This window comes from Methylocystis sp. MJC1, from assembly GCF_026427715.1.
In the GTDB taxonomy this organism is placed as follows: domain Bacteria; phylum Pseudomonadota; class Alphaproteobacteria; order Rhizobiales; family Beijerinckiaceae; genus Methylocystis.
On record NZ_CP107559.1, the window covers coordinates 285,838 to 311,234 of the forward strand.

The window sequence follows — 25,397 nt, forward strand, 5'->3', positions numbered from 1 at the left end:
GTCTTCTGCGACTATGGCGCAGGCGATCGAGACGCTTCCCGACGATCCAAACGAACTGAAGGCGATGCTGCTTGCCGAGCGGGCGCGCAACGAGCGTCTCGTTCAGATCATCAAGGAGATGCAGCGCCATCGCTTTGGACGGCGCGCCGAGACCCTTCCCGAAGACCAGATGCTGCTCGCGCTCGAAGAGGTCGAGCAGACGGAAGCGGGCGCCGCGGCGGAGGGGGAAGCCAAGTCCGCCGCCGAACGTGAAAAGGCGGCCAGAAAGCGCCGCACGAACCGTGGCGCGCTACCTGCCCATCTCCCGCGCATCGAAACCATCATCGACATCGAGGATAAAGCCTGTCCTTGCTGCAAGGGCGCGCTCCACCAGATCGGCGAAGATGTCTCTGAGCGGCTCGACGTCGTGCCAGCGCAGTTCCGCGTGCTGGTGACGCGTCGACCCAAATACGCTTGTCGCGCCTGCGAGGGCGCGGTCGTGCAGGCGCCGGCCCCGGCGCGGCTGATCGAAGGCGGCTTGCCGACGGAGGTGACAGTCGCACATGTGCTCGTTTCCAAATACGCCGATCATCTTCCGCTTTATCGCCAAGCACAGATCTACGCCCGGCAGGGGATCGCCCTCGACCGTTCGACGCTCGCCGACTGGGTTGGTCGCGCCGCCTGGCATTTGCGGCCCGTGCACGAGCGGCTTCTGGAACACATCAGATCGTCGACGAAAATCTTCGCTGACGAGACAAGGGCGCCGGTGCTCGACCCCGGGCGCGGGCGTACCAAGACTGGCCAACTTTGGGCTTATGCGCGTGACGACCGGCCATGGGGCGGCGCCGATCCGCCAATCGCAGTCTATGTCTATGCGCAAAACCGAAAGTCCGAGCAGCCGCTCACGCATCTTGCTGGCTTCACGGGCGTCGTGCAGGTCGACGGTTACGCCGGCTATCGCGCGCTGACGCAGAAGAACAGCGTGTCGCTCGCCTTCTGCTGGTCTCACGTCCGCCGGCGCTTCTACGAACTCGCCGCAGCAGGTCCCGCGCCGATCGCCAGCGAGGCTCTGGCGCGCATCGGCGAACTCTACGCCATCGAGAGCGACATCCGCGGCCAAAGCGCCGGCAAACGTCGGGACGCGCGGCAGGAGAAATCCCGCCCCATCCTCGACGCGCTCGAGCCATGGCTGCGTGAAAAACTCGCGCTGATCAGCCAGAAGACCAAGCTCGCCGAGGCGATCCGCTACGCGCTCTCGCGCTGGGACGGCCTGACACGCTTCATCGACGACGGGCGCATCGAGATCGACTCCAATGTCGTCGAACGTGCAATCCGTCCCATCGCCCTCAATCGGAAAAACGCTCTCTTCGCGGGTTCGGACGGAGGCGGCGAAAACTGGGCGATCGTCGCCTCGCTCATCGAGACCTGCAAGCTCAATGGCGTCGATCCGCTGGCCTACATCGCTGACGCTCTTTCTAAGATCGTCAACGGCCATCTCGCAAGTAAGCTCGACGAACTGATGCCTTGGGCCTATGCACAATCCGCCGTGGCCTTCAAAGAGGTGGCCTGAAAACAGCGGTTACCGAGCATCGGCAGCACAAAGGGTTAAACAACCGAGCGGAGAATCCTCATTAGCCGACAAGGCGACGAAAGCGGATCATGAAGAAGTTCAAATCGGCGCGACAGGCTCAACGATTTCTGTCCACCCACGATCAGCTCGCCAACCTTTTTCATCTCCCTCGCCCTGAACGTCAGCCAGCCCGCATCCGCCGCGCCCATCGTGCGGGGGCGATCACCGCGTGGCGTGAGATTTCAGAAGTGCGATCAGGCGCATGAGAGCCACCACGACGGATCGCCATTCTTCGGTCTTCAGGTCGTTAACTTGACGGTACCATCGGGCGCACAGTTTACCGAAACTGCGCCGCCTCTGCTAACTCAACAGAACCCTCAAGAACTCGCTTAATCAAGCTACGACTTCGTCACCGCGCTGGTAAGCAGTAAACCGAAATCGGACTTGCATGCCTTTTGGCATCGGTTCTATGTGCAGCTCGCCGTTTATTTGACGAGCGAGGTCTTTCAAAGCGCGGAACCCGCTCGGCGGCACGGTTTTTAGGTCGAGCGCCGCGCCGTCGTTTGCTACAGTCAATTCGAAACGTTTATCGCCCACGCGTCGAAGGGTCGTTACGATATGGCCCCTCGAACCGTCGGGAAAACCGTGCTTAATCGCATTCATTGCGATTTCGCAGAAAATTTGTCCGACATAGCTCGCACAGCGAGCGTCAAGATACAGGCCTGGTGAGATCGACATAATGAATTGAACGGGATCCCCGAATGCCGTTTCAAAGGCCTTTATTATGCATTGTAAATAATGGGTCATTTCAACCGATGCAGGTGAATTGTCGAGCGCTTTGTGCAAAGCCACCACGTTCCACATCCGGGAAATGCACCGGCTGCATGATGGAGGTGTTGGGGCTTTCCTTTCTTGAACTCTAAACTAACACAGAAGCACTTGAAATTCGTTATTCACGCGATGCCGTAACTCGTCGTAGCGGGATTTGATGGCGCACAGTTCCTGCCGAAGCGCATCTCGCTCGGCTTCCAACTCCGCGACGTGGGCTTTTGGGTCCAAGGGGAAACTCGCTCGTTCAACCGTAGACCAAAATATGCTCTCAGATAGAATAAAATAAGGCAAATGTTAATTTGTGATGACGAAATGAGCGATAACGGCGGTAGCTGTGCAAAGGACTCCTTACACTGACAATTTGTACGAAACTCAAAAAAATTACAACAGCGAAACGCCTTGCGATGTAAGGCAAATTCGCTTCTTTAACGTAAAACGAGGCCACGGTGGCGTCGCCCCTTGACCGATTTTTACTCACGCCTTCACGCAAGTATTCGGAAACGGCAAACTTCGAGGCGAAAGCTTACGCCGCGCGCGCGGCAAAAAGGCTAAATCGGCTTGACCCAAAACCAGTACAAGTGAGACAAACCTCGTAGGTCAACGAACGCGGCGCCCGGGCCGGATCATTCCGTTACAGGGGGGGCGCCATTATCCCGGAATCCCCGGGCGGCATTATCCCGTTACAGACGGGCACCTTCGTCGGAATCCGCGATGAGCAGACGTCGTAGCGTGCGGTCTCCCATTTTCGACGTCGCGCCGAGCCTCTGCTTTCCTCCGGTGGAGTGTTGCAATGGCGTGAGCCCGAGCCAAGCCGCAAAGTCGCGACCTCGTTTGAATGTTTCGGCCGGCGGCCGCCAGCGCCGCCACTGCGGGCGCGATCACCGGACCGACTCCTGGGATGCTCATGAGGCGACGCACCGCTTCGCCTTCTTTGGCCCGCCGAGCAATTGCGATGTCCAGGAGCTTTATGCGTTGATCCAACAAGCTCAGCGTATCGACCAAAACGCAAAGGATAGGACGCGCCGCTTCCGGCAGAGGCTGCCCCGGATCCTGCACCACCGAAATGAGCTTGTCGACGTGCGTCGGGCCTCGAGCGACAACTAAACCGAACGCTGCCAGGTTGTGGTGCAAATTTTCCGTGACGGCACAACGAATGGCCAGAGGGCATGAGCGGAGGTCATGCAGCGAGCACCGCGTTCCAGATTTCGGGCGCACGGGTCTCTTTTGCGAAGCGTTCCGAGTTTGAATTGACCTTTCCTGATCCGGTGCGCGAGCTCGATACCAGCGATGGTGATCGAGGCAGTAGTTCGGAACCGCTTCAGCCCAAGCATTGGGCCCAAGCGAAGCTTGATCGATCGATGATCCTGTTCAATGAGGTTGTTCAAGTATTTTCAAGAACGAATTTGAGTCCACGCGCCGCCTTGATGCTCGGCGAGGAATTCGCGCGCCGCTCGATGCGAAGCCTGGTAGCCATCGAGCGTGATGGCGCGGGGCAGTCGGCCTTGGCCTTTGAGCGCCCGATGGAAAAAAGCCTTCGCGGCGGCGACATCCCGCTTGACTCGCAATAGGAAGTCGACGGTTTTGCCGTCGCTGTCGACGGCGCGATAGAGACAGGTCCAGCTGACCTCGATTCTCACATAGGTTTCGTCGACGGGCCACGAACTGCCTGAGAACCCTTTCGCCGACGTGCGCCGGTGTCTCACGAATTCCTGTTGCCAAAACTCATCGCAAATGTGAAATTTGGAAACAGGTTTGAGGTAAGCTCTTCATTAGTCGAGAGCCGCCGGCTGACCCAAGCGCCCGTCACCAAAAATCGATGAAAGCGCAAAGAGTTTTAAACATTGCCGCAAATTTACCGGGAGACCGCCGTGCTAACGCTCATAATTGGGATCCTTATTATCGTTGTCCTTGGGGCGATCTTGTTTTGGGTAATCGATAAATTCTGTCCCGACGCGCGGCTAGCACAGCTACTCAAGCTGCTAGTGGTGCTAGTCTGTTTGGGAGCGATCGTAGCCCGGGTGCTTCCGCTGCTTGGGTCTCCTTCATTTTTATAGCAGCTCCAAAGTGAGCGAAAATCCCGAAGGGCCAAGCAACATCCAAAATGAAAATCCCTTTGAAGGCCCCGTTCAGCGGGAGGATTATCAGGCGGTCATCGATCGCTACAAAATGGCGTTCCCTCGTGAGAATGGCTAGGGCACTGACACTGACATAGGATTCACAGGTGCTGGCGAATGTGCGAGTCATTGAACCGGGCGGCGAATTCGTCGGGGGTCGACTCGCCAAGGCTCGTATGAAGGCCTGTGGCCTGTCCAGTATGTCAGCAATATCTATAATATTACATAGGCTATCAGCTCTCCACAGATCGGATCGAACTGAAGGGCGCTTGAGGCACTTGAGGAAACGATCAAGGCGACTGCGGCCGCAGCCCTCAAGGTAAAAAAAGTGGCTCTGGCGCAAATTCCGTGAAGAGACGCGAAGTGGGATTTGAACGTTCAATTTAAAATCAGGCGGCGCGCACGGCGCTCCAAATCTCAGACGCAGTCTTGCCCGCTACGCGAAGCTTACCCAATGCGAACTGACGTTTCCGGATCCGTTGCATGAGCTCGACGCTAGCGATCGTGATCGACGCACTACGAAATCTCTTGAAGCCGAGCGTCGGGCCCAACCGGAGCTTGATGGATCGGTGATCCTGCTCAATTAAGTTGTTGAGGTACTTGGAAGACCGCAGTTTCGTCCGCGCGCCGCCCCGATGTTCGGCGAGGAACTCCCGGGCCGCGCGGTGCGAGGCTTGGTAGCCATCGAGCGTGATGGCGCGAGGCAGTCGGCCCTGGCGTTGGAACGCCCGCCGGAAAAACGCCTTCGCAGCAGCGATATCCCGTCTGGCTCGCAATAGGAAGTCGACGGTTTTGCCGTCGCTGTCGACGGCGCGATAGAGACAGGTCCCGCTGACCTTGATTCTCACATAGGTTTCGTCGACCCGCCACGACCTGCCTGCTCGGCAGGGGAAGCGGTTCCACCGCTTTTCGAACTCGGGAGCGTAGCGTTGGATCCACCGCATTATCGTCGTATGCGCCAAATCAATTCCGCGCTCGGCCATTATCTCGACGAGGTCTCGAAAACTCAGCTTGAACCGCAGATACCACCGCACGCAGAGGATGCTGATCTCCCGGTCGAAATGCCGGCCTCTGAAGAACTCGTCAATACTCAGCATATGGATACAGGTCCTCTGCTCAGCGCGGTCGCCGGCAAATATGCCCCGCTTCCGCTGTTTGCACCAGTGCCTTGTCGAGGACATTGAGGCGAATGGGTAGTTTCCGGGACTAGCGCACGATCGTACCGGAACTAAGATGCTCGTTCTCCTTTGGAACGGGTTGGAATTTCCATGACGGCACAAATCCACATTGCTTCGGTTTCGCTGCGCGAGAATCTCTTAGGAGGAACAGATATGCCGACTACCCTGACCATGCTCTCCCCCGAAAGCAGACTTATCCGTTATCTATCTCGAATCCGCCAGTTTCCCATGCTGGAGTTGCTGGAGGAACAGATGTTAGCGCGACGGTGGCGTGAGCACGGGGATTCACAGGCCGCGTGCGAGCTCATAACCTCGCATCTACGCCTCGTCGTCAAAATCGCCATGGGTTATCGTGGCTATGGTCTCCCCGTCGGCGACCTTATCTCAGAGGGCAATCTCGGACTCATGCAAGCCGTCAAGCGTTTCGAACCAGATCGTGGCTTCCGCCTCTCAACTTACGCGAGGTGGTGGATTCGGGCGTCGATTCAAGAATACGTTCTAAGGTCCTGGTCTCTGGTGAGGATGGGCTCAAGCGCGAACATGAAGAAGCTATTCTTCAACCTCCGTCACGCCAAGAACCGCCTTTCGGCTTATGAGGAAGGCGACCTCAAGCCAGAAAATGTCGCAATGATGGCCCTCCTCCTTGGCGTTCGCCAGAAGGACGTCATAGCGATGAACCGTCGTATGGGTAGCGACGCCTCGCTCAATACGCCGATTGGCGAAAAAGGCGAGACAGGTGGCGAATGGCTAGATTGGTTCGTCGACGACAGTGACGATCAGGAGCAGGTTCTTGTCGGCGACGAAGAATACGACAATCGACAGATGTCATTGCGGAACGCGCTTGACGTGCTGAATCCGCGGGAGCGTCGAATTCTGGAGGCCCGCCGCCTCACAGATACTCCCGTGACGCTCACGACTCTAGCCGCCGAATTTGGCGTGTCGCGCGAGCGTGTGCGCCAGATCGAGGTGCGCGCCTTCGGAAAGGTTCAGCGGGAGGTTCGCGCTGGCGGCGCGCACATCGAGGAGCGGGCCGCCGATCTGCATGCAATGGGATTGCTTATCATCCAAGATGCACAGGCGGAGCACAAGGGGACCCAAAGTCGGCTTCGCCATTAGAGCGCTATCCGATCAAACCGCATCATAGTCGGATGAGGCACCGTCAAGTTAACGGCGGATAAGGGTTCGGGAGCATAGTGAGCGGTATGCCGAGCTCGTCCGACCCTCGCCATCATCGTCATCGCTTCACCAAGGAGATCATCGGCTACGTCGTCTGGTTTTCGCTTCCCGCTCAGCCTGCGCATGGTCGAATAATTGCTCGCGGCCCGCGGCGTCGAGATCACCCATGAAACGATCCGGCAATGGGCGAAAAATTCGGCTGGAATCTCGCTGCCGACAGTCGTCGACGTTCGCCTCATAGAGCCGACAAATGGCATCTCGATGAAGTTGTCGTGTCGATCGTTGGCAAGAAACACTGGCTTTGGCGCGCCGTAGACGCGGATGGCTTCGTGCTCGCCATTCTCGCCCAAAGCCGTCGTGACAAGAAAGCTGCAAAGCGGCTTATGCGCAAGCTGTTGAAGAACGCGGGACGGGCTCCCCGCGTCATGGTCACGGACAAACTGAAATCATACGGCAGCGCCCGTGCGGCCATGGGGTTGCGCATCAAACATCGCCAGCACAATGGTCTCAACAGCCGGGCGGAAAATTCGCATCAACCGACGAGGCGACGAGAAGGGATTATGAAGCGGTCCAAATCGGCGCGACAGGCGCAGAAATTTCTGTCCATTCACCACGAGATCGCCAACCTCTTCCACCATCCCTATCCCGAATGCAAACCCGCCGCCACTCGCCGCTCGCATCGCGCCGACGCCCTTCGCCGCTTGGCGCGAGATCTCCAGAGCCGACCTCGCTGCAAAGGCCGTGCAAATTCGCGTCGACAATCGTAACCTGAACGCGTTAACTTGACGGTGCCCCGCCACGGCCCCTCGTAGCTGTCGCCGACCGCCGCCGCAAAATAAGCGGACGCCTTGCGCAGGATCTCATTGGCCTGTCGCAGCTCGCGGTTCTTCCGCTCCAGCGCTCTCAACTGAGCACGCTCGTCGCTCGTCAGGCCAGCCCGCTGCCGGACTCGCGTTCTGCCTGCCGAACCCAACTTCGCAACGTCTCGCCCGTGCAACCGATCTTCGCCGCAATCGAGGCAATCGCCGCCCATTGCGAGGCATGGTCGCCCTGGTGCTCCAGCACCATCCGAACCCCACGTTCCCGAACTTCAGGTGAAAATCTGTTCGATGTCTTCTTCTTCGTATCCATTGCACCATTATGGGATGGCCGCCCCTCCTTCCGGCGTTGTAGCCTCGCCGGATATTTTTTGCGAAAGGGACGGGTCATGAAGAATGTTCACGCGCTCGGCATCGATATCGGCAAGAATATTTGCAGTCTGGTCGGTCTGGATGACAAAGGCCTCGTTGTTTTGCGGCGGCGAGCGAAAAGAGAAACGTTGATCGCTCTCGCAGCGAAGCTCCCTCGCTGCATTATCGCGATGGAGGCCTGTTGCGGCGCTCACTGGCCAGGACGCTTATTCGCCGGACATGGTCACGACATCCGGATGATGCCGCCCGAATATGTCAGGCCCTACATCAAGGCGCAGAAAAAGCGATGATCGCGACGCGGAGGGCATTGCAGAAGCCGCGACACGGCCGACTATGCGGTTTGTCGAGCTGAAAACGCAGGAGCAGCTCGATCTGCAAACTCTGCATCGCGCTCGGGAACGGCTCGTCGGCGAACGGACGGCTCTGGTAAATCAGTTGCGCGGGATTCTGATCGAACGCGAATCGTTGTCCCACAAGGCCGGCTAAAATTCGAACAGCGGCTCGTCGAAATTATGGAAGGAGAAGAAGGCGCGTCGATGAGCGAGCGGATGCGTTCACTCATCGACGACATGCCGAAGCAGTGGCGGGAATTGGATCAAAAGATAGGGGCTTTCGATGCGGAGTTCGTCGCTTTCGCCAAGGACAGCGATGAAGCCCGCCGATTGACGACGATCCCCGGCGTCGGCCCGATCATCGCATCCGCGCTCGTAGCCGCCGTCGGCAACGCCGAAGCCTTCGAGCATGGCCGAGATCTCGCTGCTTGGCTCGGACTCGTTCCCCGACAGTCGACGACCGGCGGCAAGCCGAGGCTCCTCGGCATCAGCAAGCGCGGTAACGTCTATTTGCGGAAGCAGCTGATCCACGGGGCCCGCGCGGCGGTGCAGCACTTCGTCAGACAGGATACTGCGCTCGGTCGCTGGGTGAAGGGACTGCTCGCTCGGTCTCACTTCAATGTCGTCGTCACGGCTTTGGCGAACAAGCTCGCGCGGATCGCCTGGGTGGTGCTTCGGAGCCGCGAGAACTTCTCGTTGCAGGAGGCGAAAGCGGCCGTGTGAGGGTTGGCTGGCCACGATGTCACCCGCGAAATCGGCGAGTCGTCGGGCCTGTGGATCGGAGGTTTTTCCGGACTATTCGCGAGCGTAGCGATGCTGGGGCTGATGTTCACCTATTTTTACCGCAACCCTGAGTTCGGGCCGGTCGCGGCTACGACTACGGAAGACGAGTGAGTATCCCCGGCAAAACCGGGGCTTTAGGATGTGAGCCGGCCAAAGTTTCAACTGCTCCAGGCGTTTGTCTTCCTAGTTCTGGTTGCCGATATTCCCGGATCAATTCCTCATCTGGACCTACCGTCGAGACGAAGTGCTGCCCAAAGAAGCCGCGTTTCCGCTCCGCGTAAACGAGCGCCAGATGGATCGCGCTCTTGCCCTTTTGTCCAGTGTCAGTGCCTTTGAGACCGAACAAGCGGATTGAAGAAAGGAGGATGTCTGGCTCATCATTAACCCGCGATGAGTGGAGATGAGCTCGAAATCCGATAGCCAGAAGCCGTCGTCCGAGAGAGACATCCGCCGCGCGACAATCATTCAGGAGACCAATCATGGGCAGCACCACCGACAAGATCAAGGGCGCGGCCAATCAGGCGGCAGGGGCAGTCAAGCAGGGCGTCGGCAAGGCGGTAGGGAACCCGAACCTTGAGGTCGAAGGCGCTGGGCAGAAACTCAAAGGCGAAGTGCAGGAAACCGTCGGCAAGGCCAAGGATGCGGTCAAGAAGCTCGTCGACAAAGCCTAACTTAACCTGATCCTGCGTGAGAAAAAAGCGGCCCGAAAGGGCGCTTTTTTCATATTTATATCATTTGAACAGACCGAGGCCCAAGATCCCTAAGACGATCAAAAAGATCGCCACGATGTAATTGAGCAACTGCGGCGTGATCAAGATGAGGCCGCCGGCAATCGTCAGCGTCGGTACGCCTGTGCTGATGATTCCCTGAAGGCCGCATCATTCCATTTCTCATGCGATAGGCTCTCGCGCCTGGTGCGCGGCAAGAATTGCCCGCGCGGCTCGCATTATATTCGCTGGCCATCTTGACAATCTCCTTTGTCGTAATGATCGTCAGCCAGGACTTGCCGCTCCTCTGGGTCACCGAGATCGCGGAAACCGGCACGGCGACATGCTCTTGTCCGACGCCGAGGAAGCCGCCGACATTCAACATTACGGCCTTGATCGAACCGAGGTGGTGATTCCGATTGATGGCGCCCCCCTAAAACGAGATGAAGGCGTCCCCGATAACGGAATGATGGCGCCCCCCGATTCCGAGATGATCCCGCCCCCCTGTAGCGGAATGATCCCGCCCGGGTAATTTCGTGCAGTGGCGAGCTCCGCTGTTGGCCTGATCAGGTCGCTTCTTTGGCAATCCAAAGGGGTGATCATGCCAGCGGAGCGGATTACGATGCGCCAGGCGCGTGAGATTATTCGACTGAAGTCCTCGTCGATTTCGGCGCACGAGATTTCCCGGCGGCTCGGCATGCCGCGCTCGACGGTGCGGGAGGCGCTCAAGCGCGCGGAGAGCGCCGGGCTCTCCTGGCCGTTGCCCGAGGGAATGACCGACGATGCGCTCGAGGCGGCGCTCTACGCCAATCGGCGCAGCAAGCGCGGTCATCGGCGCATTGAGGAGCCGGACTGGGCTGGCGTGCATCGCGAGTTGAAGCGCAAGCACGTTACCTTGATGATTTTGTGGGACGAATACACCGCCGCAAATCCGGGCGGCTATAGCTACTCGCGGTTCTGCGAACTTTATCGCGCCTTCGAAAGGACCCTGTCGGTGACGATGCGGCAGACGCATGCCGAAGGCGAAGGTCGAATCCGCGGTGCTGATCGTCGAGCGCTGGCTACTCGGCAGACTGCGCCGCCGAACCTTTTGCAGCCTGGCGGAGGTCAACGCGGCGATCGCCGAGATGCTGAAAAATCTCAACGAGGAGCGGCCCCTCCGCCGACTCGGCGCCACTCGCCGCCAATTGTTCGAAGAGATCGACCGCCCGGCGCTGAAGCCTCTGCCGATCGCGCCCTATGAATATAGCGAATGGCGTCTGCGCCGCGTCGGCGTCGATTATCATGTCGAGATCGACGCGCACTATTACTCCGTGCCCTATCGCTTCGCCCGGGCGGAGGTCGAGGCGCGGCTGACCGTCCGCGGCGTCGAGATTTTTTGCAAGGGCGAGCGCATCGCCGTCCATTTGCGGATGAGCGGCAAACGCAAGCACACGACAATTCCCGAGCACATGCCCTCCAGCCATCGACGCTATGCGGGCTGGACGATCGAGCGCATTCGCGAGGACGCCCGAAAGATCGGCCCGGCGACAGCCGCGCTCTGCGAGCAGATTTTGGAGGCGAGGCCCCATCCCGAGCAGGGCTATCGGGCCTGTCTCGGCGTCGTCCGTCTCGCCGGCTCGTATGGGATCGAGCGCGTCGAGGCCGCAGCCGAACGCGCCATCGCGATCGGCGCCAAGACCTATGGCTCGATCAAATCCATCCTCGACAACAAGTTCGATCGGAAGCCCGCGCCAAAGCGCGCCGCGGACGCGGCCCCGATCCTCCATCAAAACATCCGTGGCCCGCGCTATTATCATTAGGAGACGCCGACTTGCTCAAACATCCGACGCTCGACCAGCTCCACGCTCTCGGCCTTTACGGAATGGCCAAGGCCTTCGCCGAACTCGCCGATGCAGATGACGCGAAGGGGCTCGATCGCAACGACTGGCTCGCCTTGCTGCTCGATCGGGAAGCTTCTCTTCGGCGCGACAAACGGCTGGCGGCGCGGCTGCGCGCCGCCAGGCTCCGTCAACAGGCCAGCGTCGAAGACGTCGACTATCGCACCGCGCGCGGGCTCGACCGAACTCTGTTCCAAAAGCTCGCCGAAGGCCAGTGGATCGACGCCCACGACAATTTGGCCCTGGTCGGTCCGAGCGGGACCGGGAAGAGTTGGCTCGCCTGCGCCATTGGCCAGAAGGCCTGCCGCGACAATCGCTCCGTCGTCTATCACCGCTGGCCGAAGCTCTGCGAGGAACTGGCCCTCGCGCGCGGCGATGGGCGCCATCCGCGCTTGCTCAAATCCCTTGGTCGCGCCGATCTCTTGATCCTCGACGACTTCGGCCTCGAGCCGCTCGACGCTGGCGCCCGCCACGATCTCCTGGAAATCCTCGAGGAACGCTACGGGCGTCGATCGACGATCGTCACCTCCCAGCTTCCTGTGACAGCCTGGCACGACGTCATTGGAGACCCAACTTACGCCGACGCCGTTCTGGACCGCCTCGTTCACAACGCGCATCGTATCGAACTCGCCGGCGAAAGCTTACGCCGCGCGCGCGGCAAACAGGCCAAATCGGCTTGACCCAAAACCAGAACAGGTGACACAAATCTCGTAGGTCAACGAACGCGGCGCCCGGGGCGGGATCATTCCGTTACAGGGGGGCGCCATTATCCCGGAATCCCCGGGCGGCATTATCCCGTTACAGACGGGCGCCTTCGTCGGAATCCGCAAACCGAGGGAGAGAACGCCATGTCCGCAACAGTGCCGCGGACCTTCTTTCCCGAGCGTAGACGCGCTGCTTATGCCAGGCCGAAACCTGCGAGCCGTAACTCGGCAAAAAGTCGAGCGGCACGACCATGAGGCTGTCGGATGATTGCGTTTCTGCCCGAGTGGGCCGGGCGGACGAGGCGGCGACGAGTCCGATAAGGCGCAGATCGCAGACTGCGCCAAGGGTGAATGCGTGGATCGCGGGCTTCTCCCACTGCGAGATGGAACCCAGGATCGCATCGTTGATAACGCAACCAAGGAAGCATGCGGCATTCGGTTTTTTGCTAAACGTTGAGGATCTTGGAAATTTCCGAGATCGTCGCTTTTTCGGCGTCGCTTTCGTGGCGCAAGCAGTCGAGCAGCGACGGGCGCTCATTTTATGGGGTGTTATCCGAGCATTCCATTTTGATCAAATCGACAGCGACCGTAACGACTACACCCCGTTTGCAGCGACCTTACCCTACAGCTAGGGCTCTGGTGCATACCCGCAGACCGCGCGTCGATCCATCATGGAAATTCCTGAATTGTCCCTTGGCCGTCAATCGCCCGTTGAAGAAGGTTGCCAGATCGCGAGACCTCTCTTCTGCGAATGCCGGCAATGAGATGATAACGGCTGCGACCGCGAAGCTGACGTGACGGAGAATACGCGACGTGGCCGACCGCGATTCGGAGCCGGTCGTCAGGACGCCCGAGTTACCGACGACGTTCATGATGCACCTCGACTCCTTCGATCGCCTCTATGTTCAGACAACCGCGACGAAACATTTCCCGACGCCGGCGGTAATGGCCATCGCCAAGGCGCCCCAGAATGTCATTCTCACTGTCGCGCGTAAAATATTGGCGCCGCCTACTCTTGCCCCCATCGCGCCGGCGTCGGCCAGCAAGACCCCGGGCGCGACGCCAGCCGCAAGACCAGCCTTGTGGGCAGGCTGGCCACATGATTGGCGATCGAAAGCGTCACCGCGATCTGGCAATTGTCGGTTTTGCCCAGCCGCCCGCAATATTGCCGCGCGACGCCCACCGAATGAACGCCCTTCTTGGCGAAACCCGTGTCGTCGACGATTCACGCCTCGATCTCACCCTGTGTTGTGATCGCCGGAAGGACGAGTTCTCGCACCTTGTCGAGAACCGCTTCGTCCGACCAAGCCGCCTGACCGACGAGGTGCAACAAGGATTGGTGTTTCGCCGAGACGCGCGAGGGCGCCACCGTCGCGGCCATCGGCTCGACGCTCTTGCGCTCGCCGGGCATCAGCAGGCCAATGCAATAATCCTTTAGCGGCTGCACGCGGTCATCCCGCCACAGGACCGCCGAGAGGGAATCGACATACTTGATCTGATCGAGCGCGATCTCCGGCTTGGTCTTGAAGACGACGTCGTCTGGAATATGGGCCTTCTTGCGCCGCGCCGTGTCCCTCGCCCATTCTTCCGGCAAATACAGGCGATAGGCGATAGGCGATGGAGCGCGCTTTACTAAATGCGTCAATGCCTGCCGCGATGTTGGCGGCCACGCTGCGACGTGGATGTTCCGAAAGGCGTTGTTCCTTTTTTTGGCGCGCTTGCGTTCGCCTTCGGCATAAAGGCGAAGGTAAAGGCGGCGGTCGACCAAGCTCTGAATTGGATAAGCGACCCAGATCGCCGTCGTTCGAAAAGCGAGGAGAATTGAGCCTTCAGCGGCGCCGAGCCGCCTGGGGTGTCCACCCAGGCTTGTCGGTCATCCCAAGTTGGGCTTAAGAAAAGATATGGTTGAGCGCATTATCCCAACCGAGGCCGACGCACAGCTCCTGCGCCGTTTCGCGAGTCTCTCCTTCGGTTTCTGGACCGGCCAGAAGCGCCGCAAGGTGTCGCCGCCCTTGACCTCTTCTTCGATAACCTCGACGCGTTCGCGATCGGGGCCGAGGAGAAGACGATCGACCTCGGCTTCAGCGACGATGGCGGCTTGCATCTCTGCGGGCTCTCGATCGCCCAGAATGATGGCACGCTGATGCTCACAGAAACTGATGCAGTGATTGGCCGTGGCGAGAAGGTCCTCGTGAAGGGAGAGTCCGGCGCCGGCAAGAGCACGCTGATCCGCGCCATTGCCGGTTTGTGGCCTTGGGGCAGCGACCGCATTCTCCGTCCAAGGGATGCGCGCATCGCCTTCATGCCACAGCGGCCATACATGCCGCGTGGCACGCTCCGCGATGCGCTCGACTATTCCCACGACGACACACCGCCCAACCCCGCGCGCATCGAGAAAATCCTTACCGCTTGTGGGCTGGCTCATCTCTTGTCGCGGCTGGACGAGGATCAGAGCTGGTCCGACGTGCACTCCGGCGGCGAACAGCAACAGCTCGGCTTCGCGCGCGTGCTGCTGAAACGGCCTGACATCATCATCATGGACGAGCCCGCCTCGGCGCTCGACGACCTCAGCCAGACCCGGCTGATGGAACTGCTCACCGAGGAAGCGCTGGGCTCGACCATCATCCATGCCGCGCGCCGCAATGTAGACGAGCCCTTTTACGACAAAGAGATTCAGCTGAAGGCGGGATCCGCATCGAGAGCCCAAGGGATTGCTGTCTTCCCACGGGCGTTGTCATCCAACGCACTGCCGAGCCTACGCGAATCGCCGAGCCACTAGAAGGAGGCTGAAGAGGAATGATCGAATCCCTTCTGCTTACCACAGCACGCGTCTACACATTCGAACAGCAACGGATATTGACGAATGCGAGCAGCTTTTTCTTCGAGCGCGACGAACGCTTGTTCCTCGTGACGAGCCGACACGTGTTGTTCGACGCGCCGAGCAAGCACTACCCCGACCGTATTGAGATCGAATTGCACACCGACCCGAAAAATATGGTCAGATCCACCGGATTTTCGCTACCGCTTTACCGCAATGGCGCGAGCGTCTGGCGGCAGGGGCTCGACATCGCCGGAGACATCGACGTCGCCGTGATCGAGATTGAACGCGCCGCGCTGCCAGTCCCGACCGTTTACCGGGCCTTCACGCCCAAGCACCTGCTCGGCGCGATGGATCAGGTCGAAATCGGCTCCTCACTCCTTGTCGTTGGCTTTCCACTCGGTTTTCACGATACGCTGCACCACATGCCGGTGGTGCGTCATGCTGTGATCGCGTCATCCTTCGGCCTGCGCTTTCAGGGCAAGGGCTATTTCCTGACGGATGCGCGCACGCACAGGGGCACCAGCGGCGCCCCCGTAGTGATGCGCACCTTTGACCGGGCGCCGATCCAGGGTGATTTGCCGTGGATTCTACTCGGCATCCATTCGGCGCGCCTCGATGTCGGGACCCGCGATCTGATACTGGATGAGGCCCTAGGGTTGAACTGCGCTTGGTATGCCGACATATTATTGACACTGACCGAACATTGAGCGTGGATTACGACCCAAGCGCCCCCTGACCGATGGTCAAAGTGACGATCACGCAGGCGATGGCCTTTGAAAGGTAAAGCCCCGATTTGGAAAGGTCACGCTGCGCCAGCTCCATGGGGTGGCTCTGGTGCAAACAGCGGAAGCGGGGCATATTTGCCGGCGAACGCGCTGAGCAGAGGACCTGTATCCATATGCTGAGTATTGAAGAACTCTTCAGAGGCCGGCATTTCGACCGGGAGATCATCATCCTCTGCGTGCGGTCGCATCTGCGGTTCAAGCTGAGTTTTCGAGACTTCGGTTCGCAACACATAACCAGGTCAACGAAGCGAAACTTTCGGCCGAAATTACATTTATGCAACAACGCCTACACCACGTGCTTTATGTTATGTGCCGGGTAGCGGAAGGGCGCGAGGCCAGTCCGATTGCCGCCGTCATCGCTTCGCAAGTGAGGAAACGGGCTCAATGTGCGCCGCTATTGGACCAACGTCTGCGGCGCATGCGCGATTAAGCATCAGTGCACGCCGATCGAGCAGCGGCGCGTCACCCGCTGGATGCATAGCGCAGCTGCGCCAATCTCGCGGGGGACTCCGTATAATCGCCCGCTCAATTCCGGCGGCCCCAAGGTGTGGGGCGCGCCACACGTGATGGGCCGGGAGGCGGGGGTAGGAACCATCCAGGCCCTTCCCGTTTCGCGGACCCACGGCCTTCCCTGTGGGGCGCGCGGCCCTGATGAGGTCACGAGAGAATGGGGCCAACGCGGGCAGAGGCGCGGCCAAGTCGAGGTCGCGCCCCGCAACGGCAACTCTATTTTGCGCCGTTGTCCTTAGTCTCGGTTTCCGTGCTCTCGGCTTTCGCCTTTTTGGCCTTGTGCTTGTGCTTTTTATGCTTCGCAGGCTTAACCGGCGCGCCCTTCTCCGCTTCGGCGGCGGGCGCATTGACATCTGGAGCCTGCGCGAAGGCGGGCGTCAAGGAGGCAAAGGCTCCTACGATTGAAACAACGAGCAGTTTTTTCAGCATATGCGTCTCCAAAGTGAAGCTTTCAAAAATCCGCTAAAGCCGCAGTTGCGTTCGTTGCCGTCCTTCCTTGGCTTCCAATGCGTATTTCGAAAGCAGTGGAAATATTCCATGGTTCCTAGGGCCTGTCATCAATTGAGACGATGGCTGCGGAGAGGGTGGATCGCGGCGAGAAAATTTCGAGCTGTTTTGTCGAGTAGCGATACCCCGAGACTGCTTGAGCTTACAACGGAAATTCTCGATCAGGCTGCGAGCTTTATAGAGGTCTTTGTCGTGAGGGCGCGGCTCTTTGCGGTTGGCTTTTGTGGGAATGACTGGCTCTATTTCGGCGTGGCGCGAGGGCTCGATCACTCGCTCGTCGGCGTCGTAGGCCTTGTCGGCAAGCAGCGCGTCAGCCCCAAGCCCCGGCAAAAGCGCGTCGGCACCCTCGAGATCATGCGCCTGTCCGGGCGTGAGATGGAAGCCGGTCGGAGGGGGATAAGCCTGGGAAACTATCTGACTCCCGCGCCGATCTGGGTCGCGAATGGCGGCGTCGAGGTTGGTGAGACCAAAGGTCGGTTTAGTCGGCTGAGCTATCGTTATTTCGGAGCCCGGCCTCTCACAGAAGACGGAATCATGAAGTCGCCCGCGGTGGGAACCGTCAATGCGCGTGTTGGCTACCGGTTCGACCATGGCTGGAAGTTCAATGTCGACGCCTTCAATATTCTGAACTCTGCCATCGACTATCACGTACGCTGATCTTAGATCTGGATCGACGCGAGCAGTGAACCGAAGTTAGAGCCAGACCGCATGCCGGATGGCCTCGGGGCGAGAAGCGATGACGGCGCATTCCGAAGCAATCACGCCCCTGAATGCAGCATTGCCTGGGGTATTTTCCGAACCTTCCCGCTTGTCAATGGATGGTGTGATATTGTCATCGCGGAGAACAACAAATTGCGCAAGCCAATGAGAGATGAATCGCCCGCAATCTTGAGGAGATCAGTCATGGGCAGCACTGCTGACAGGATCAAAGACATTGGGCCACAGCCGCAAGCATTCGACATTGAACGCGCGACGAAGGAAAACGCAAATTACCGTTCAGTCGCCTGGAGCGGGCGCTACCTGCAAGTGACGCTGATGTCGATCCCCGTTGGCGGCGACATTGGCCTTGAAATGCATCCGGAGACCGATCAGTTTCTCCGCCTCGACGCTGGCAGCGGCCGAGTGCAGATGGGAGCCGCGAAGGACAAGCTGACTTTCGAAAAGGAAGTTTCAGACGGCTGGTGCGTCCTCGTTCCGGCGAGGACCTGGCACAACATCACCAATATCGGCGCGACGCCAATGCAGGTCTATGCGATCTACGCGCCCGCCCATCACACGCCCGGGAAGGTGCAGGCGACGGCGGCGGCGGCCGAATCCGACAAAGACGACGAGCCAGCGGCTTGGTCAGTGCAGCCAAGACATGCGCCCGACAAACACGGGTGACCCAATTGTTCTTCAAGAACGGGAGCATGTCAGTTTATGGCGACCTTGTTGCATGGAGACTTGTGCGTGGCGTTTGAACGTTGAGGCGCACGCCCGCGTTTGTTCATCCGATTGAGGGCCTCAACGGCGATCGCAACTTCAGTCGCACGCCGGGCGTCGCGGCGTGACTTCAATGCGTCGCCGATGACGCTCTTATAACGGCGCATGGCAGCCTCGACTTTTGAGCGCTTGTTGTAGCCGGATTCCTTCTGCCAATTCATCCGCCCATGTGTGGCAACCGCAAGGACATACAAATCCCACTGGGTTGGCAAGATGGTCGCTGTCGCTCCGGGCACCGCCCCCTTGCAGGGTGGAACGATGAAGTGGGCGGACGGATTTCGGGCGAGGATGGCGTCGTATGTCGCAGCCCTGTCGTATGCGCCATCGGCCGTGAAAGAAGCGGGAGTTTTCGTCAGTTGATCCAATAGCGCAGGGACATGGGAGGCGTCGTCAGCATCCTTGTCCGTGAGATCAAAGGCGACAATCTCGCCGCTCCCGGCGTCAATGCCAATGTGTAACTTGCGCCAGGCACGGCGTTTTGTTGCTCCGTGCTTTTCAAACAACCATTCGTCGGCGCCACGCAATTTCAATCCCGTGCTATCAACAATCAGGTGGAGCTCGTCCGTTCCAATCTGCGCGGGTTTGCCGACAGGCAATCCACACGCCCGCCGGCTCAGCGTCGTATGATCGGGAACCGGCAGATCAATCTCCAGCATTTTCATGATAGATCCGATCAGACCTTCGCTCTAGCGAAGAGCCAATCGAAACACCGTTAGCAAATTCAACGCGGTTTCGATGGCAAGATCGGAATAATGGCGCTGTCCGCCCGGCGTTGTTCGAGGCTGGGCCTTCCAACCCGCAATCGCCTCGGGCGTAAACCAAATAGTCAGGCTGCCGCGATTGCGCAGGGATGCGTCATACTCGCGCCAGTTCGTGACCCGATGCCGCTGGCGGGGAATGTGGCGTCTGCCCTTCGAACGAAGCTTGAAAGGCCTGAGCGGCCCCCGACAGGAAAATAGGAAGCCTTTTGCGCCGCCATTCCTTAAGATCCTGATTCGCAACCCTCCAAGCAACAAGGTTGCTCATCGGCGGGGACGAGGCCGCGCGAGAGTGGCGCGGTGCGAGACAGGTCGCTTTCAATTGGCCGCTCATGCAGCCTTGAATTCTGCTTAAATTATGCACATTCATCAGCATGGACGCGGACGCTACCGTCAGATTGAGTTTTGCCCTTATCATACTTATCGCTGGCGACCTCTTGCACCCGAGACAGTCCATAATCTTGGATTGCCTTATGCGACGACTTAACAACGACAGGCTTTCCTGTTGCCGTGTCCTTTGCTTGGATTGAAATGCCGGTGAGGTCAGGACTTTCCACCGTTGTGCCCGTGAAATTTAAAGGCATTGGCGAACTCCTAGCTCGATTTGTTTGGTGAGGAGACTGTCTACTCGATGCGGGCTGTAGAGGCCAGATTGAGGGCTGTGGTGCAAAATCTCCGTGACGAAACTACGAATGGCCAGAGGTTCATGCAGCGAGCGCTGCGTTCCAGATTTCGGGCGCAGGGTGTCTTTGATGCGAAGCGCTCCGAGTTTGAACTGACCTTTCCTGATCCGGTGCGCGAGCTCGATACCAGCGATGGTGATCGAGGCAGTTCGGAACCGCTTCAACCCAAGCATTGGGCCCAAGCGAAGCTTGATCGATCGATGATCCTGTTCAGTGAGCTTGTTCAAGTATTTTGAAGAACGAATTTGAGTCCACGCGCCGCCTTGATGAGAGCCGGCCTCGCAAATTCGGACGGTAGCTTGAGTGGATTTTCTGCCTGACAGCGGCGAGGATTCTCGCCGCGAATCAGGAGCATTCGATGACGAAGAGGAGCCGCCGGACGCATTCTCCGGCGTTCTGTTGCGTTAGCGGAGGCGGCGCGGTTTGGGTAAGCTGTGGGCCCGCCCAACACCGTTTAGATCGGCCCCCATGATCGACTTCAAAGGACACCGCTTTGAAAAGACCGTCATCCTGCTTTGTGTCCGTTGGTACCTCGCCTATCCCCTAAGCTACCGAGACCTGAAGGACATGATGCTCGAGCGGGGCGTTGAGGTTGACCATTCCAACATTTACCGCTGGGTCCAGAAGTTCACGCCGCAGTTAGAGGCCGCCTTCCGGAAAGGCGAGAAGCGTGCGGTCGGCAACAGTTGGCGGATGGACGAGACCTACCTCAAGGTCAACGGTCAGTGGAAATACCTCTACCGAGCCGTCGACAAACACGGGCACACCATCGACTTCTTGTTGGCAGCCCATCGCGACAAAAGAGCCGCTCTGCGCTTTTTCAAGAAAGCGGTGGGGCAACACGGTCTGCCGGAAAAGATCACGATCGACAAGAGCGGGGCCAATGCCGCAGCCATCGAGGCGCTCAAGGAGGAAACGAGCCAAGAGATTGAGATGCGGCAGAACAAATACCTAAATAACATCGTCGAACAGGACCGAGCCGTCAAGCGAGTGGTGCGGCCGATGCTCGGTTTCAAATCATTTCGCTCGGCCCGAACCACCTTGCAAGGTATCGAACTCATGCACCTGATCAACAAACGCCAGATGATTTCCAATGCGGGCGAAAATCTTTCCGTCGCAGAACAGTTCTATTCGCTAGCCGCCTGAAACACCCCCGAGGAGCAACCTGACTACACTCTAAGGAAATTAACGCAACAGAACCCAACACCTTTCCTGACCATCTGCCGTGCGAGCGCGTGGTGATCGAGGCGCCGAAGGCCTGCGCCTGCTGCGGCGGTTCGCGCCTGCGCAAGCTCGGCGAGGATGTGACACGGACGCTGGAGACGACGCCGCGCCAGTGGAAGGTCATCGAGACCGTGCGGGAGAAGTTCACCTGCCGGGACTGCGAGAAGATCTCCCAGGCGCCGGCGCCGTTCCATGTCGTCGCGCGCGGCTGGGCGGGGCCGAGCCTGCTGGCGATGATCGCCTTCGAGAAGTTCGGCCAGCATCAGCCGCTGAACCGTCAGGCCGAGCGTTATGCGCTGGAAGGCGCGCCGATCGCCTTGTCGACCATGGCCGACGCCGTCGGTTCCATCTGCGCCGCGCTCGATCCGCTGCGGCGCCTCGTCGAGGCGCATGTGCTGGCGGCGGAGCGGCTGCACGGGGACGACACCACGGTTCCCGTGCTGGCCAAGGGCAAGACCGACACAGGCCGCTGCTGGGTCTATGTGCGCGACGACGCGCCCTTCGGCGGCGCCGGGCCGCCGGCGGCGATGTTCTATTACTCGCGCGATCGGCGCGGCGAACATCCGCAGGGCCATCTGGCGAACTGGTCCGGCATCCTGCAAGCGGACGCCTATGACGGCTACGGCAAGCTGTATCTGCCGGGGCGCGAGCCCGGCCCGATCCGCGAGGCCGCGTGCTGGGTCCATGCGCGGCGCCCGTTCTTCGCAATGGCGGACATTGACGAGAATGCGCGGCGCAAGGCGGCGGGGAAGAAAGAGATCCCGCTCTCGCCGATCGCCATCGAAATCGTGCGCCGGATCGACGCGCTGTTTGCGATCGAGCGGTCGATCCTCGGCAAGAGTGCGGAGGAACGTCTCGTTGTTCGACAGGTGTCGAGCCGCCCGCTCGTCGACGCGCTGGAAAACTATCTGCGCGAACAGCTCGCCAAACTCTCGCGTGGGCACGATCTCGCCAAGGCGATCCAGTACATGCTGAAGAGGTGGCCGGCCTTCACGCTGTTCCTCGATGACGGGCGCGTGTGCCTGTCGAACAATGCCGCCGAGCGCGGACTGCGCGGCATCGCCCTTGGCAGGAAAAGCTGGTTGTTCTGCGGCTCTGACCGCGGCGGCCAGCGTGCCGCAGCGATGTACAGCCTGATCGTGAGCGCGAAGATGAACGGCGTCGATCCGCAGGCCTGGCTCGCCGACGTTCTCGCCCGCATCGCCGCCCACCCCGCGCATCGGCTCGAAGAACTGCTGCCGTGGAACTGGCGCAAGAAGGATCAGCCCACCTCGGCGCTGGCAGCATAACCGCGGCGGACCTCTCCTGCGGCCTACGGCGTAGGCTTACGTGGATCACACGCGCTAGATTCGCGATTAGGAACGAACGTCGCGTCGACGAGTTGTAACGGCAGCAGCTGTAATCAGAATGGGCCGTCCCAGTGAAAATCCTTTATGTTTCTGCCGTTTTAGTCCTTTCCATGATCGCCATGCCTACCCGCAGATTCCAGAGGCTGTCTTAAGGGAGCTATTGTCGGCGGAGTCGCCGGCCACTACGCAGGTCATCATGGCATTATAGGTGCGGCCATGGGGTGCACTATTGGACGACATGAGGCGCGAAAACATGACCGTGAACGCTATCGAGACGAACGATCGCGGGAACACTGAACGTGCAGACCTGCATCTAATCGTCGGGGAGCAGGATGCGCGCTAATTGTTTATTGCGAGCAACGAGGGAATATCCGGCGAAGCCGGATATTATGGAGAAGCCCAAGCCGAAGCCATCGCCCTGAAAGGATTGGACACCATGGATACCCAGACGCTTCTCATCATTATTATTCTTGTTCTCCTCCTGGGCGGAGGCGGCTGGTACGGCCGGGGACGCTGGTTTTAGGCGCGGCTCCGGTAGAGCCTGCGCCGATCCGGGAGGAGAAGGGCGGCCCTAAGCGGACTTCCGCCCTGCGGGGCCGACTAGTTCGCCTTCCTGCTTCCTTCCAGCCACGGGGTCGCCGCTGTGATTCATCAAATGGAGGGCTAAAAAATGTCAGTGTCCATTGCGTATTGGGTCTTGATGCTCATTTGGCTTGTATTCGGGCTCGCCACGAATTGGCCGGGCCGCGGATTTTTTGGGCCTTATGGCGGCGTCGTGAATAGCCTGCTGCTGTTCGTCCTGTTCGTCCTGCTCGGATGGCATGTTTTCGGCGCGCCGATTCACGGGTAGGTCAGAAGCCTCGAACGACCGTCTCAGCAGCTCATTGAGCTTGAGACGGTCGGCGACGGCGGGGGCCTTGAATCTCTGCACGAAGTCATCCGGCATTCTGAAATTGATTGGAACGGTCACAGGTTTTGGTTCCCGCGCCACGAAAGCGGGACTACGCGCGGGCATATCGGGAGCCGGGGTCGCCGTTCCTTTGACGGCGAGGGTCGGTTTTACTTTTACATTGCAACGGTCGAGGCTGGAAGCTCGCGGTGTGAGTTCGTGATGCGCCGTGCATTAATTAACAATTTCGCAACGCGGGTTCCGCCCGAAAAATTGCGCCCTTTTGAGAGATACGCGGCGGCGACGGAAAATGTCACCGCATCGCCGCGCTATCACGCGCAAGCCAAACTGTACGACCGCCCCCGGTCTGCCAATCCTCAATGGCGTGAGCGAGAACCCTGAAGCCGATGCCGTCGAGTAGTGCGGTGTATTCGTCCGGGTTCAAGCTGGCGTGGTAAAGCGGGTCGCCTCGATATGACCCGACGCGTTCACCGTATGCTGGACCGCTGTTGAACATGAGCACGGCCGCGGGCGCGGCATGTTGGGCGAATACGTCGAACATACGGCGTTGGTCGTCCGGAGTGAGGTGAAAGAAACTGTCCCACGCAAGTATGCCGTCAAACTTACGGGAAAGTTCAAGCTGCCGCATGTCGCTCACGAGCCATTCATGCTCAGGGAGGCGTTTCCGACACAACGAAACAAGCGTTGGAGACGCATCAATTCCCATCACATGAAGTCCGCACTCAGCCAGGTATTTTGCAACCGGCGACCCCGACCCGCACCCTAAATCGAGGACCGCTGCGCCCCCCGGCAGCGCAGCGACAAATCGGTCGTGCCATGGCTTATCGTTCCAGGTTTCGACGTAGCGATTGCGGTCAGCATCCCAATCACGGGCATGACGCTCGTAATGCTGGATGATGCGACCCGCCATGTCCTTCATAGCTAGAGATTAGCCAAGCGCAGCTCCGTACGAAACGGAGAAAAATCGTCTCTCTCAAAAACGGTCGTTTTTGAGAGAGGCGCGCGGGCGGGCGCTTCGCCCCCCGAAATCGTCGAAATTACCTCTCAAAACTCATTCTTGATTCCTGTCTCTCAAAAGCTCATCGTACGGGTGAGATTGGAGAGAGCAAATCATGGCATCGAAGCCGAGCACGACGACAAAGAAGGCCGCGCCCCGAAAGAAGCGTCCGCCTCCGAGCAGCAAGCCGACGCGCCATCCTTGGACGAGGAAGGACGGTGAGATTCACCGAGCAGGATACCGTATCGGCTACGCTCGAGTTACAACGCTCGACCAGAACCTCGCCTTGCAGCAGGACGCCCTCAAGGAGGCGGGGTGCGAGAAGATTTTCATCGAGCAGATGTCGGGAGCAGTCGGCGACCGCCCTGCCCTGCGCGATGCCCTCGAATACGCTCGCAGCGGCGACACCATCATCGTCTGGAAGCTCGATCGCTTAGCGCGGTCGATGAAGCAGCTCATCGAGACAATCGAGGGCTTGCGGGTGCGCGGCATCGGGTTTCGGAGCCTGACGGAGGCGCTCGATACGACGACGCCGCAAGGCGTCTTGGTGTTTCACCTTTTCAGCGCTCTGGCGGAATTCGAGCGCGCGCTCATTCGAGAACGCACCCGCGCGGGGCTTAGAGCGGCGAAGCGTATGGGGCGCACAGGCGGCCGACCGGCCAAATTGCTCGAAGACGATCTCGACGTTGCTAGGACGCTTCTCGCCAATCCCGACATCACAGTCGCTGAAGTTGCCGACCGCCTTGGCGTGTCTCCCGCAACGCTCTACCGCTACTTGCCCGCTGCGCGAACTGCGAATAGCCTTGCCAAATGAGCCGCAGCCAGAAGGGAACTGTCGCGGACTTCTGAGACCTGTTTTGAGACGCGGAAACGAGGCCTTACGCGCTGCGCCAAGGCCTCGGCTGAAGTGTCTCAGAAACCTTCATT

At 59.4% G+C, this 25,397-nt stretch carries 16 protein-coding genes and 17 pseudogenes; 17 read left to right on the top strand and 16 right to left on the bottom strand.

Going from position 1 to position 25,397, the window contains the following annotated elements; translation table 11 throughout:
* The first annotated feature begins 13 nt into the window (after positions 1–13).
* Both tnpC (OGR47_RS20135) and OGR47_RS20140 read left to right on the top strand, forming a co-directional pair.
* The gene (gene tnpC / locus OGR47_RS20135; RefSeq protein ID WP_216697946.1) at positions 14–1,549 is read left to right on the top strand and encodes an IS66 family transposase; all 1,536 of its coding nucleotides are present in this window, start codon (positions 14–16) and stop codon (positions 1,547–1,549) included.
* 14 nt (positions 1,550–1,563) lie between these two features.
* Positions 1,564–1,815, top strand: a pseudogene (locus OGR47_RS20140) (DDE-type integrase/transposase/recombinase); the annotation flags it as partial.
* Between the two features lie 127 nt (positions 1,816–1,942).
* On the opposite strand, the gene OGR47_RS20145 reads toward OGR47_RS20140, so the two are convergent.
* From OGR47_RS20145 to OGR47_RS20160, 4 genes and pseudogenes are all read right to left on the bottom strand, one after another.
* Positions 1,943–2,413: a sensor histidine kinase gene (locus OGR47_RS20145; protein ID WP_165056243.1), complete on the bottom strand. Its 471-nt coding sequence runs from the start codon at positions 2,411–2,413 to the stop codon at positions 1,943–1,945.
* Positions 2,414–3,090: 677 nt separating this feature from the next.
* Positions 3,091–3,292, bottom strand: a pseudogene (locus tag OGR47_RS20150) (transposase); the annotation flags it as partial.
* A 188-nt stretch (positions 3,293–3,480) separates the two neighbouring features.
* Positions 3,481–4,083: pseudogene (locus OGR47_RS20155) on the bottom strand (IS6 family transposase).
* 800 nt (positions 4,084–4,883) lie between these two features.
* Positions 4,884–5,591, bottom strand: coding sequence for an IS6 family transposase (locus OGR47_RS20160; protein WP_165056241.1), 708 nt, complete (start codon positions 5,589–5,591; stop codon positions 4,884–4,886).
* A 234-nt stretch (positions 5,592–5,825) separates the two neighbouring features.
* Here OGR47_RS20160 and rpoH point away from each other — a divergent pair, with 234 nt between their 5' ends.
* Together rpoH and OGR47_RS20170 are read left to right on the top strand one after the other, a co-directional pair.
* Positions 5,826–6,788 (top strand): RNA polymerase sigma factor RpoH, encoded by a 963-nt coding sequence (gene rpoH, locus OGR47_RS20165; protein ID WP_165056247.1) that lies wholly within the window; start codon positions 5,826–5,828, stop codon positions 6,786–6,788.
* A gap of 86 nt (positions 6,789–6,874) precedes the next feature.
* A pseudogene (locus tag OGR47_RS20170) lies at positions 6,875–7,634 on the top strand (IS6 family transposase).
* A 46-nt stretch (positions 7,635–7,680) separates the two neighbouring features.
* Here the strand turns inward: OGR47_RS20170 and OGR47_RS20175 are convergent.
* Positions 7,681–7,979: pseudogene (locus tag OGR47_RS20175) on the bottom strand (transposase); the annotation flags it as partial.
* Between the two features lie 76 nt (positions 7,980–8,055).
* Between OGR47_RS20175 and OGR47_RS20180 the strand changes: the two are divergent.
* A pseudogene (locus tag OGR47_RS20180) lies at positions 8,056–9,093 on the top strand (IS110 family transposase).
* 210 nt (positions 9,094–9,303) lie between these two features.
* Here OGR47_RS20180 and OGR47_RS20185 read toward each other — a convergent pair.
* Positions 9,304–9,466 (bottom strand): annotated as a pseudogene (locus tag OGR47_RS20185) (IS200/IS605 family transposase); the annotation flags it as partial.
* A 166-nt stretch (positions 9,467–9,632) separates the two neighbouring features.
* Between OGR47_RS20185 and OGR47_RS20190 the strand changes: the two are divergent.
* Positions 9,633–9,824: a CsbD family protein gene (locus OGR47_RS20190; protein WP_165056237.1), complete on the top strand. Its 192-nt coding sequence runs from the start codon at positions 9,633–9,635 to the stop codon at positions 9,822–9,824.
* Between the two features lie 60 nt (positions 9,825–9,884).
* Here the strand turns inward: OGR47_RS20190 and OGR47_RS20195 are convergent, their stop codons facing one another.
* Positions 9,885–10,016 carry a DUF3096 domain-containing protein gene (locus tag OGR47_RS20195; protein ID WP_165056245.1) on the bottom strand — a complete coding sequence of 44 codons (132 nt, stop codon included), beginning with the start codon at positions 10,014–10,016 and terminating at the stop codon, positions 9,885–9,887.
* A gap of 466 nt (positions 10,017–10,482) precedes the next feature.
* Between OGR47_RS20195 and OGR47_RS20200 the strand changes: the two are divergent.
* Positions 10,483–11,662 (top strand): annotated as a pseudogene (locus OGR47_RS20200) (Mu transposase domain-containing protein).
* Positions 11,663–11,673: 11 nt separating this feature from the next.
* On the top strand, positions 11,674–12,420 hold the full coding sequence (gene istB / locus OGR47_RS20205; RefSeq protein WP_216697951.1) for an IS21-like element helper ATPase IstB: 747 nt from the start codon (positions 11,674–11,676) through the stop codon (positions 12,418–12,420).
* 929 nt (positions 12,421–13,349) lie between these two features.
* On the opposite strand, the pseudogene OGR47_RS20210 reads toward istB, so the two are convergent.
* The 3 pseudogenes from OGR47_RS20210 to OGR47_RS20220 all read right to left on the bottom strand — a co-directional run.
* Positions 13,350–13,487 (bottom strand): annotated as a pseudogene (locus OGR47_RS20210) (VIT1/CCC1 transporter family protein); the annotation flags it as partial.
* Positions 13,488–13,528: 41 nt separating this feature from the next.
* Positions 13,529–13,954: pseudogene (locus OGR47_RS20215) on the bottom strand (transposase); the annotation flags it as partial.
* Positions 13,937–14,089: pseudogene (locus tag OGR47_RS20220) on the bottom strand (transposase); the annotation flags it as partial. The pseudogenes OGR47_RS20215 and OGR47_RS20220, both read right to left, overlap by 18 nt.
* 453 nt (positions 14,090–14,542) lie before the next feature.
* On the opposite strand from OGR47_RS20220, the gene OGR47_RS20225 reads away from it, so the two are divergent.
* From OGR47_RS20225 to OGR47_RS20240, 4 genes and pseudogenes are all read left to right on the top strand, one after another.
* The gene (locus OGR47_RS20225; protein WP_246729908.1) at positions 14,543–15,223 is read left to right on the top strand and encodes an ATP-binding cassette domain-containing protein; all 681 of its coding nucleotides are present in this window, start codon (positions 14,543–14,545) and stop codon (positions 15,221–15,223) included.
* A gap of 17 nt (positions 15,224–15,240) precedes the next feature.
* Positions 15,241–15,972: a S1 family peptidase gene (locus OGR47_RS20230; protein WP_165056275.1), complete on the top strand. Its 732-nt coding sequence runs from the start codon at positions 15,241–15,243 to the stop codon at positions 15,970–15,972.
* Positions 15,973–16,163: 191 nt separating this feature from the next.
* Positions 16,164–16,265, top strand: a pseudogene (locus OGR47_RS20235) (IS6 family transposase); the annotation flags it as partial.
* 71 nt (positions 16,266–16,336) lie between these two features.
* Positions 16,337–16,435, top strand: a pseudogene (locus tag OGR47_RS20240) (IS5/IS1182 family transposase); the annotation flags it as partial.
* A gap of 341 nt (positions 16,436–16,776) precedes the next feature.
* On the opposite strand, the gene OGR47_RS20245 reads toward OGR47_RS20240, so the two are convergent.
* A complete protein-coding gene (locus OGR47_RS20245) occupies positions 16,777–16,989 on the bottom strand; it encodes a hypothetical protein (protein WP_206527526.1) in 213 nt (70 codons plus the stop codon).
* Positions 16,990–17,117: 128 nt separating this feature from the next.
* A pseudogene (locus tag OGR47_RS20250) lies at positions 17,118–17,457 on the bottom strand (transposase); the annotation flags it as partial.
* Positions 17,458–17,970: 513 nt separating this feature from the next.
* On the opposite strand from OGR47_RS20250, the gene OGR47_RS20260 reads away from it, so the two are divergent.
* Positions 17,971–18,450: a cupin domain-containing protein gene (locus OGR47_RS20260; protein WP_165056273.1), complete on the top strand. Its 480-nt coding sequence runs from the start codon at positions 17,971–17,973 to the stop codon at positions 18,448–18,450.
* 29 nt (positions 18,451–18,479) lie between these two features.
* Here the strand turns inward: OGR47_RS20260 and OGR47_RS20265 are convergent.
* Positions 18,480–19,448: pseudogene (locus OGR47_RS20265) on the bottom strand (IS5 family transposase).
* Between the two features lie 628 nt (positions 19,449–20,076).
* Positions 20,077–20,223: pseudogene (locus OGR47_RS20270) on the bottom strand (DDE-type integrase/transposase/recombinase); the annotation flags it as partial.
* A 235-nt stretch (positions 20,224–20,458) separates the two neighbouring features.
* Between OGR47_RS20270 and OGR47_RS20275 the strand changes: the two are divergent.
* The 3 genes and pseudogenes from OGR47_RS20275 to OGR47_RS20290 all read left to right on the top strand — a co-directional run bounded on the left by OGR47_RS20275 (position 20,459) and on the right by OGR47_RS20290 (position 23,086).
* Positions 20,459–21,136, top strand: coding sequence for an IS6 family transposase (locus OGR47_RS20275; RefSeq protein WP_216697952.1), 678 nt, complete (start codon positions 20,459–20,461; stop codon positions 21,134–21,136).
* Positions 21,137–21,198: 62 nt separating this feature from the next.
* Positions 21,199–22,503, top strand: a pseudogene (tnpC, locus tag OGR47_RS20280) (IS66 family transposase); the annotation flags it as partial.
* 403 nt (positions 22,504–22,906) lie between these two features.
* The gene (locus tag OGR47_RS20290; RefSeq protein ID WP_246729886.1) at positions 22,907–23,086 is read left to right on the top strand and encodes a hypothetical protein; all 180 of its coding nucleotides are present in this window, start codon (positions 22,907–22,909) and stop codon (positions 23,084–23,086) included.
* A 150-nt stretch (positions 23,087–23,236) separates the two neighbouring features.
* On the opposite strand, the gene OGR47_RS20295 is transcribed toward OGR47_RS20290, so the two are convergent.
* Together OGR47_RS20295 and OGR47_RS20300 are read right to left on the bottom strand one after the other, a co-directional pair.
* On the bottom strand, positions 23,237–23,533 hold the full coding sequence (locus tag OGR47_RS20295) for a hypothetical protein (RefSeq protein ID WP_267270100.1): 297 nt from the start codon (positions 23,531–23,533) through the stop codon (positions 23,237–23,239).
* 232 nt (positions 23,534–23,765) lie between these two features.
* On the bottom strand, positions 23,766–24,392 hold the full coding sequence (locus OGR47_RS20300; protein WP_165055972.1) for a class I SAM-dependent DNA methyltransferase: 627 nt from the start codon (positions 24,390–24,392) through the stop codon (positions 23,766–23,768).
* A 193-nt stretch (positions 24,393–24,585) separates the two neighbouring features.
* Here OGR47_RS20300 and OGR47_RS20305 point away from each other — a divergent pair, with 193 nt between their 5' ends.
* Entirely contained in the window at positions 24,586–25,284 is a 699-nt protein-coding gene (locus tag OGR47_RS20305) for a recombinase family protein (protein ID WP_165055971.1), read from the top strand.
* Positions 25,285–25,397: the final 113 nt, after the last annotated feature.

Excerpts from the sequence above, each read along its gene's own strand:
- tnpC (WP_216697946.1), top strand. The coding sequence starts at position 14 with ATGGCGCAGGCGATCGAGACGCTTCCCGACGATCCAAACGAACTGAAG.
- OGR47_RS20145 (WP_165056243.1), bottom strand. The coding sequence starts at position 2,413 with ATGTGGAACGTGGTGGCTTTGCACAAAGCGCTCGACAATTCACCTGCA.
- OGR47_RS20160 (WP_165056241.1), bottom strand. The coding sequence starts at position 5,591 with ATGCTGAGTATTGACGAGTTCTTCAGAGGCCGGCATTTCGACCGGGAG.
- rpoH (WP_165056247.1), top strand. The coding sequence starts at position 5,826 with ATGCCGACTACCCTGACCATGCTCTCCCCCGAAAGCAGACTTATCCGT.
- OGR47_RS20190 (WP_165056237.1), top strand. The coding sequence starts at position 9,633 with ATGGGCAGCACCACCGACAAGATCAAGGGCGCGGCCAATCAGGCGGCA.
- OGR47_RS20230 (WP_165056275.1), top strand. The coding sequence starts at position 15,241 with ATGATCGAATCCCTTCTGCTTACCACAGCACGCGTCTACACATTCGAA.
- OGR47_RS20245 (WP_206527526.1), bottom strand. The coding sequence starts at position 16,989 with ATGCTGAAAAAACTGCTCGTTGTTTCAATCGTAGGAGCCTTTGCCTCC.
- OGR47_RS20260 (WP_165056273.1), top strand. The coding sequence starts at position 17,971 with ATGGGCAGCACTGCTGACAGGATCAAAGACATTGGGCCACAGCCGCAA.
- OGR47_RS20275 (WP_216697952.1), top strand. The coding sequence starts at position 20,459 with ATGATCGACTTCAAAGGACACCGCTTTGAAAAGACCGTCATCCTGCTT.
- OGR47_RS20300 (WP_165055972.1), bottom strand. The coding sequence starts at position 24,392 with ATGAAGGACATGGCGGGTCGCATCATCCAGCATTACGAGCGTCATGCC.
- OGR47_RS20305 (WP_165055971.1), top strand. The coding sequence starts at position 24,586 with ATGGCATCGAAGCCGAGCACGACGACAAAGAAGGCCGCGCCCCGAAAG.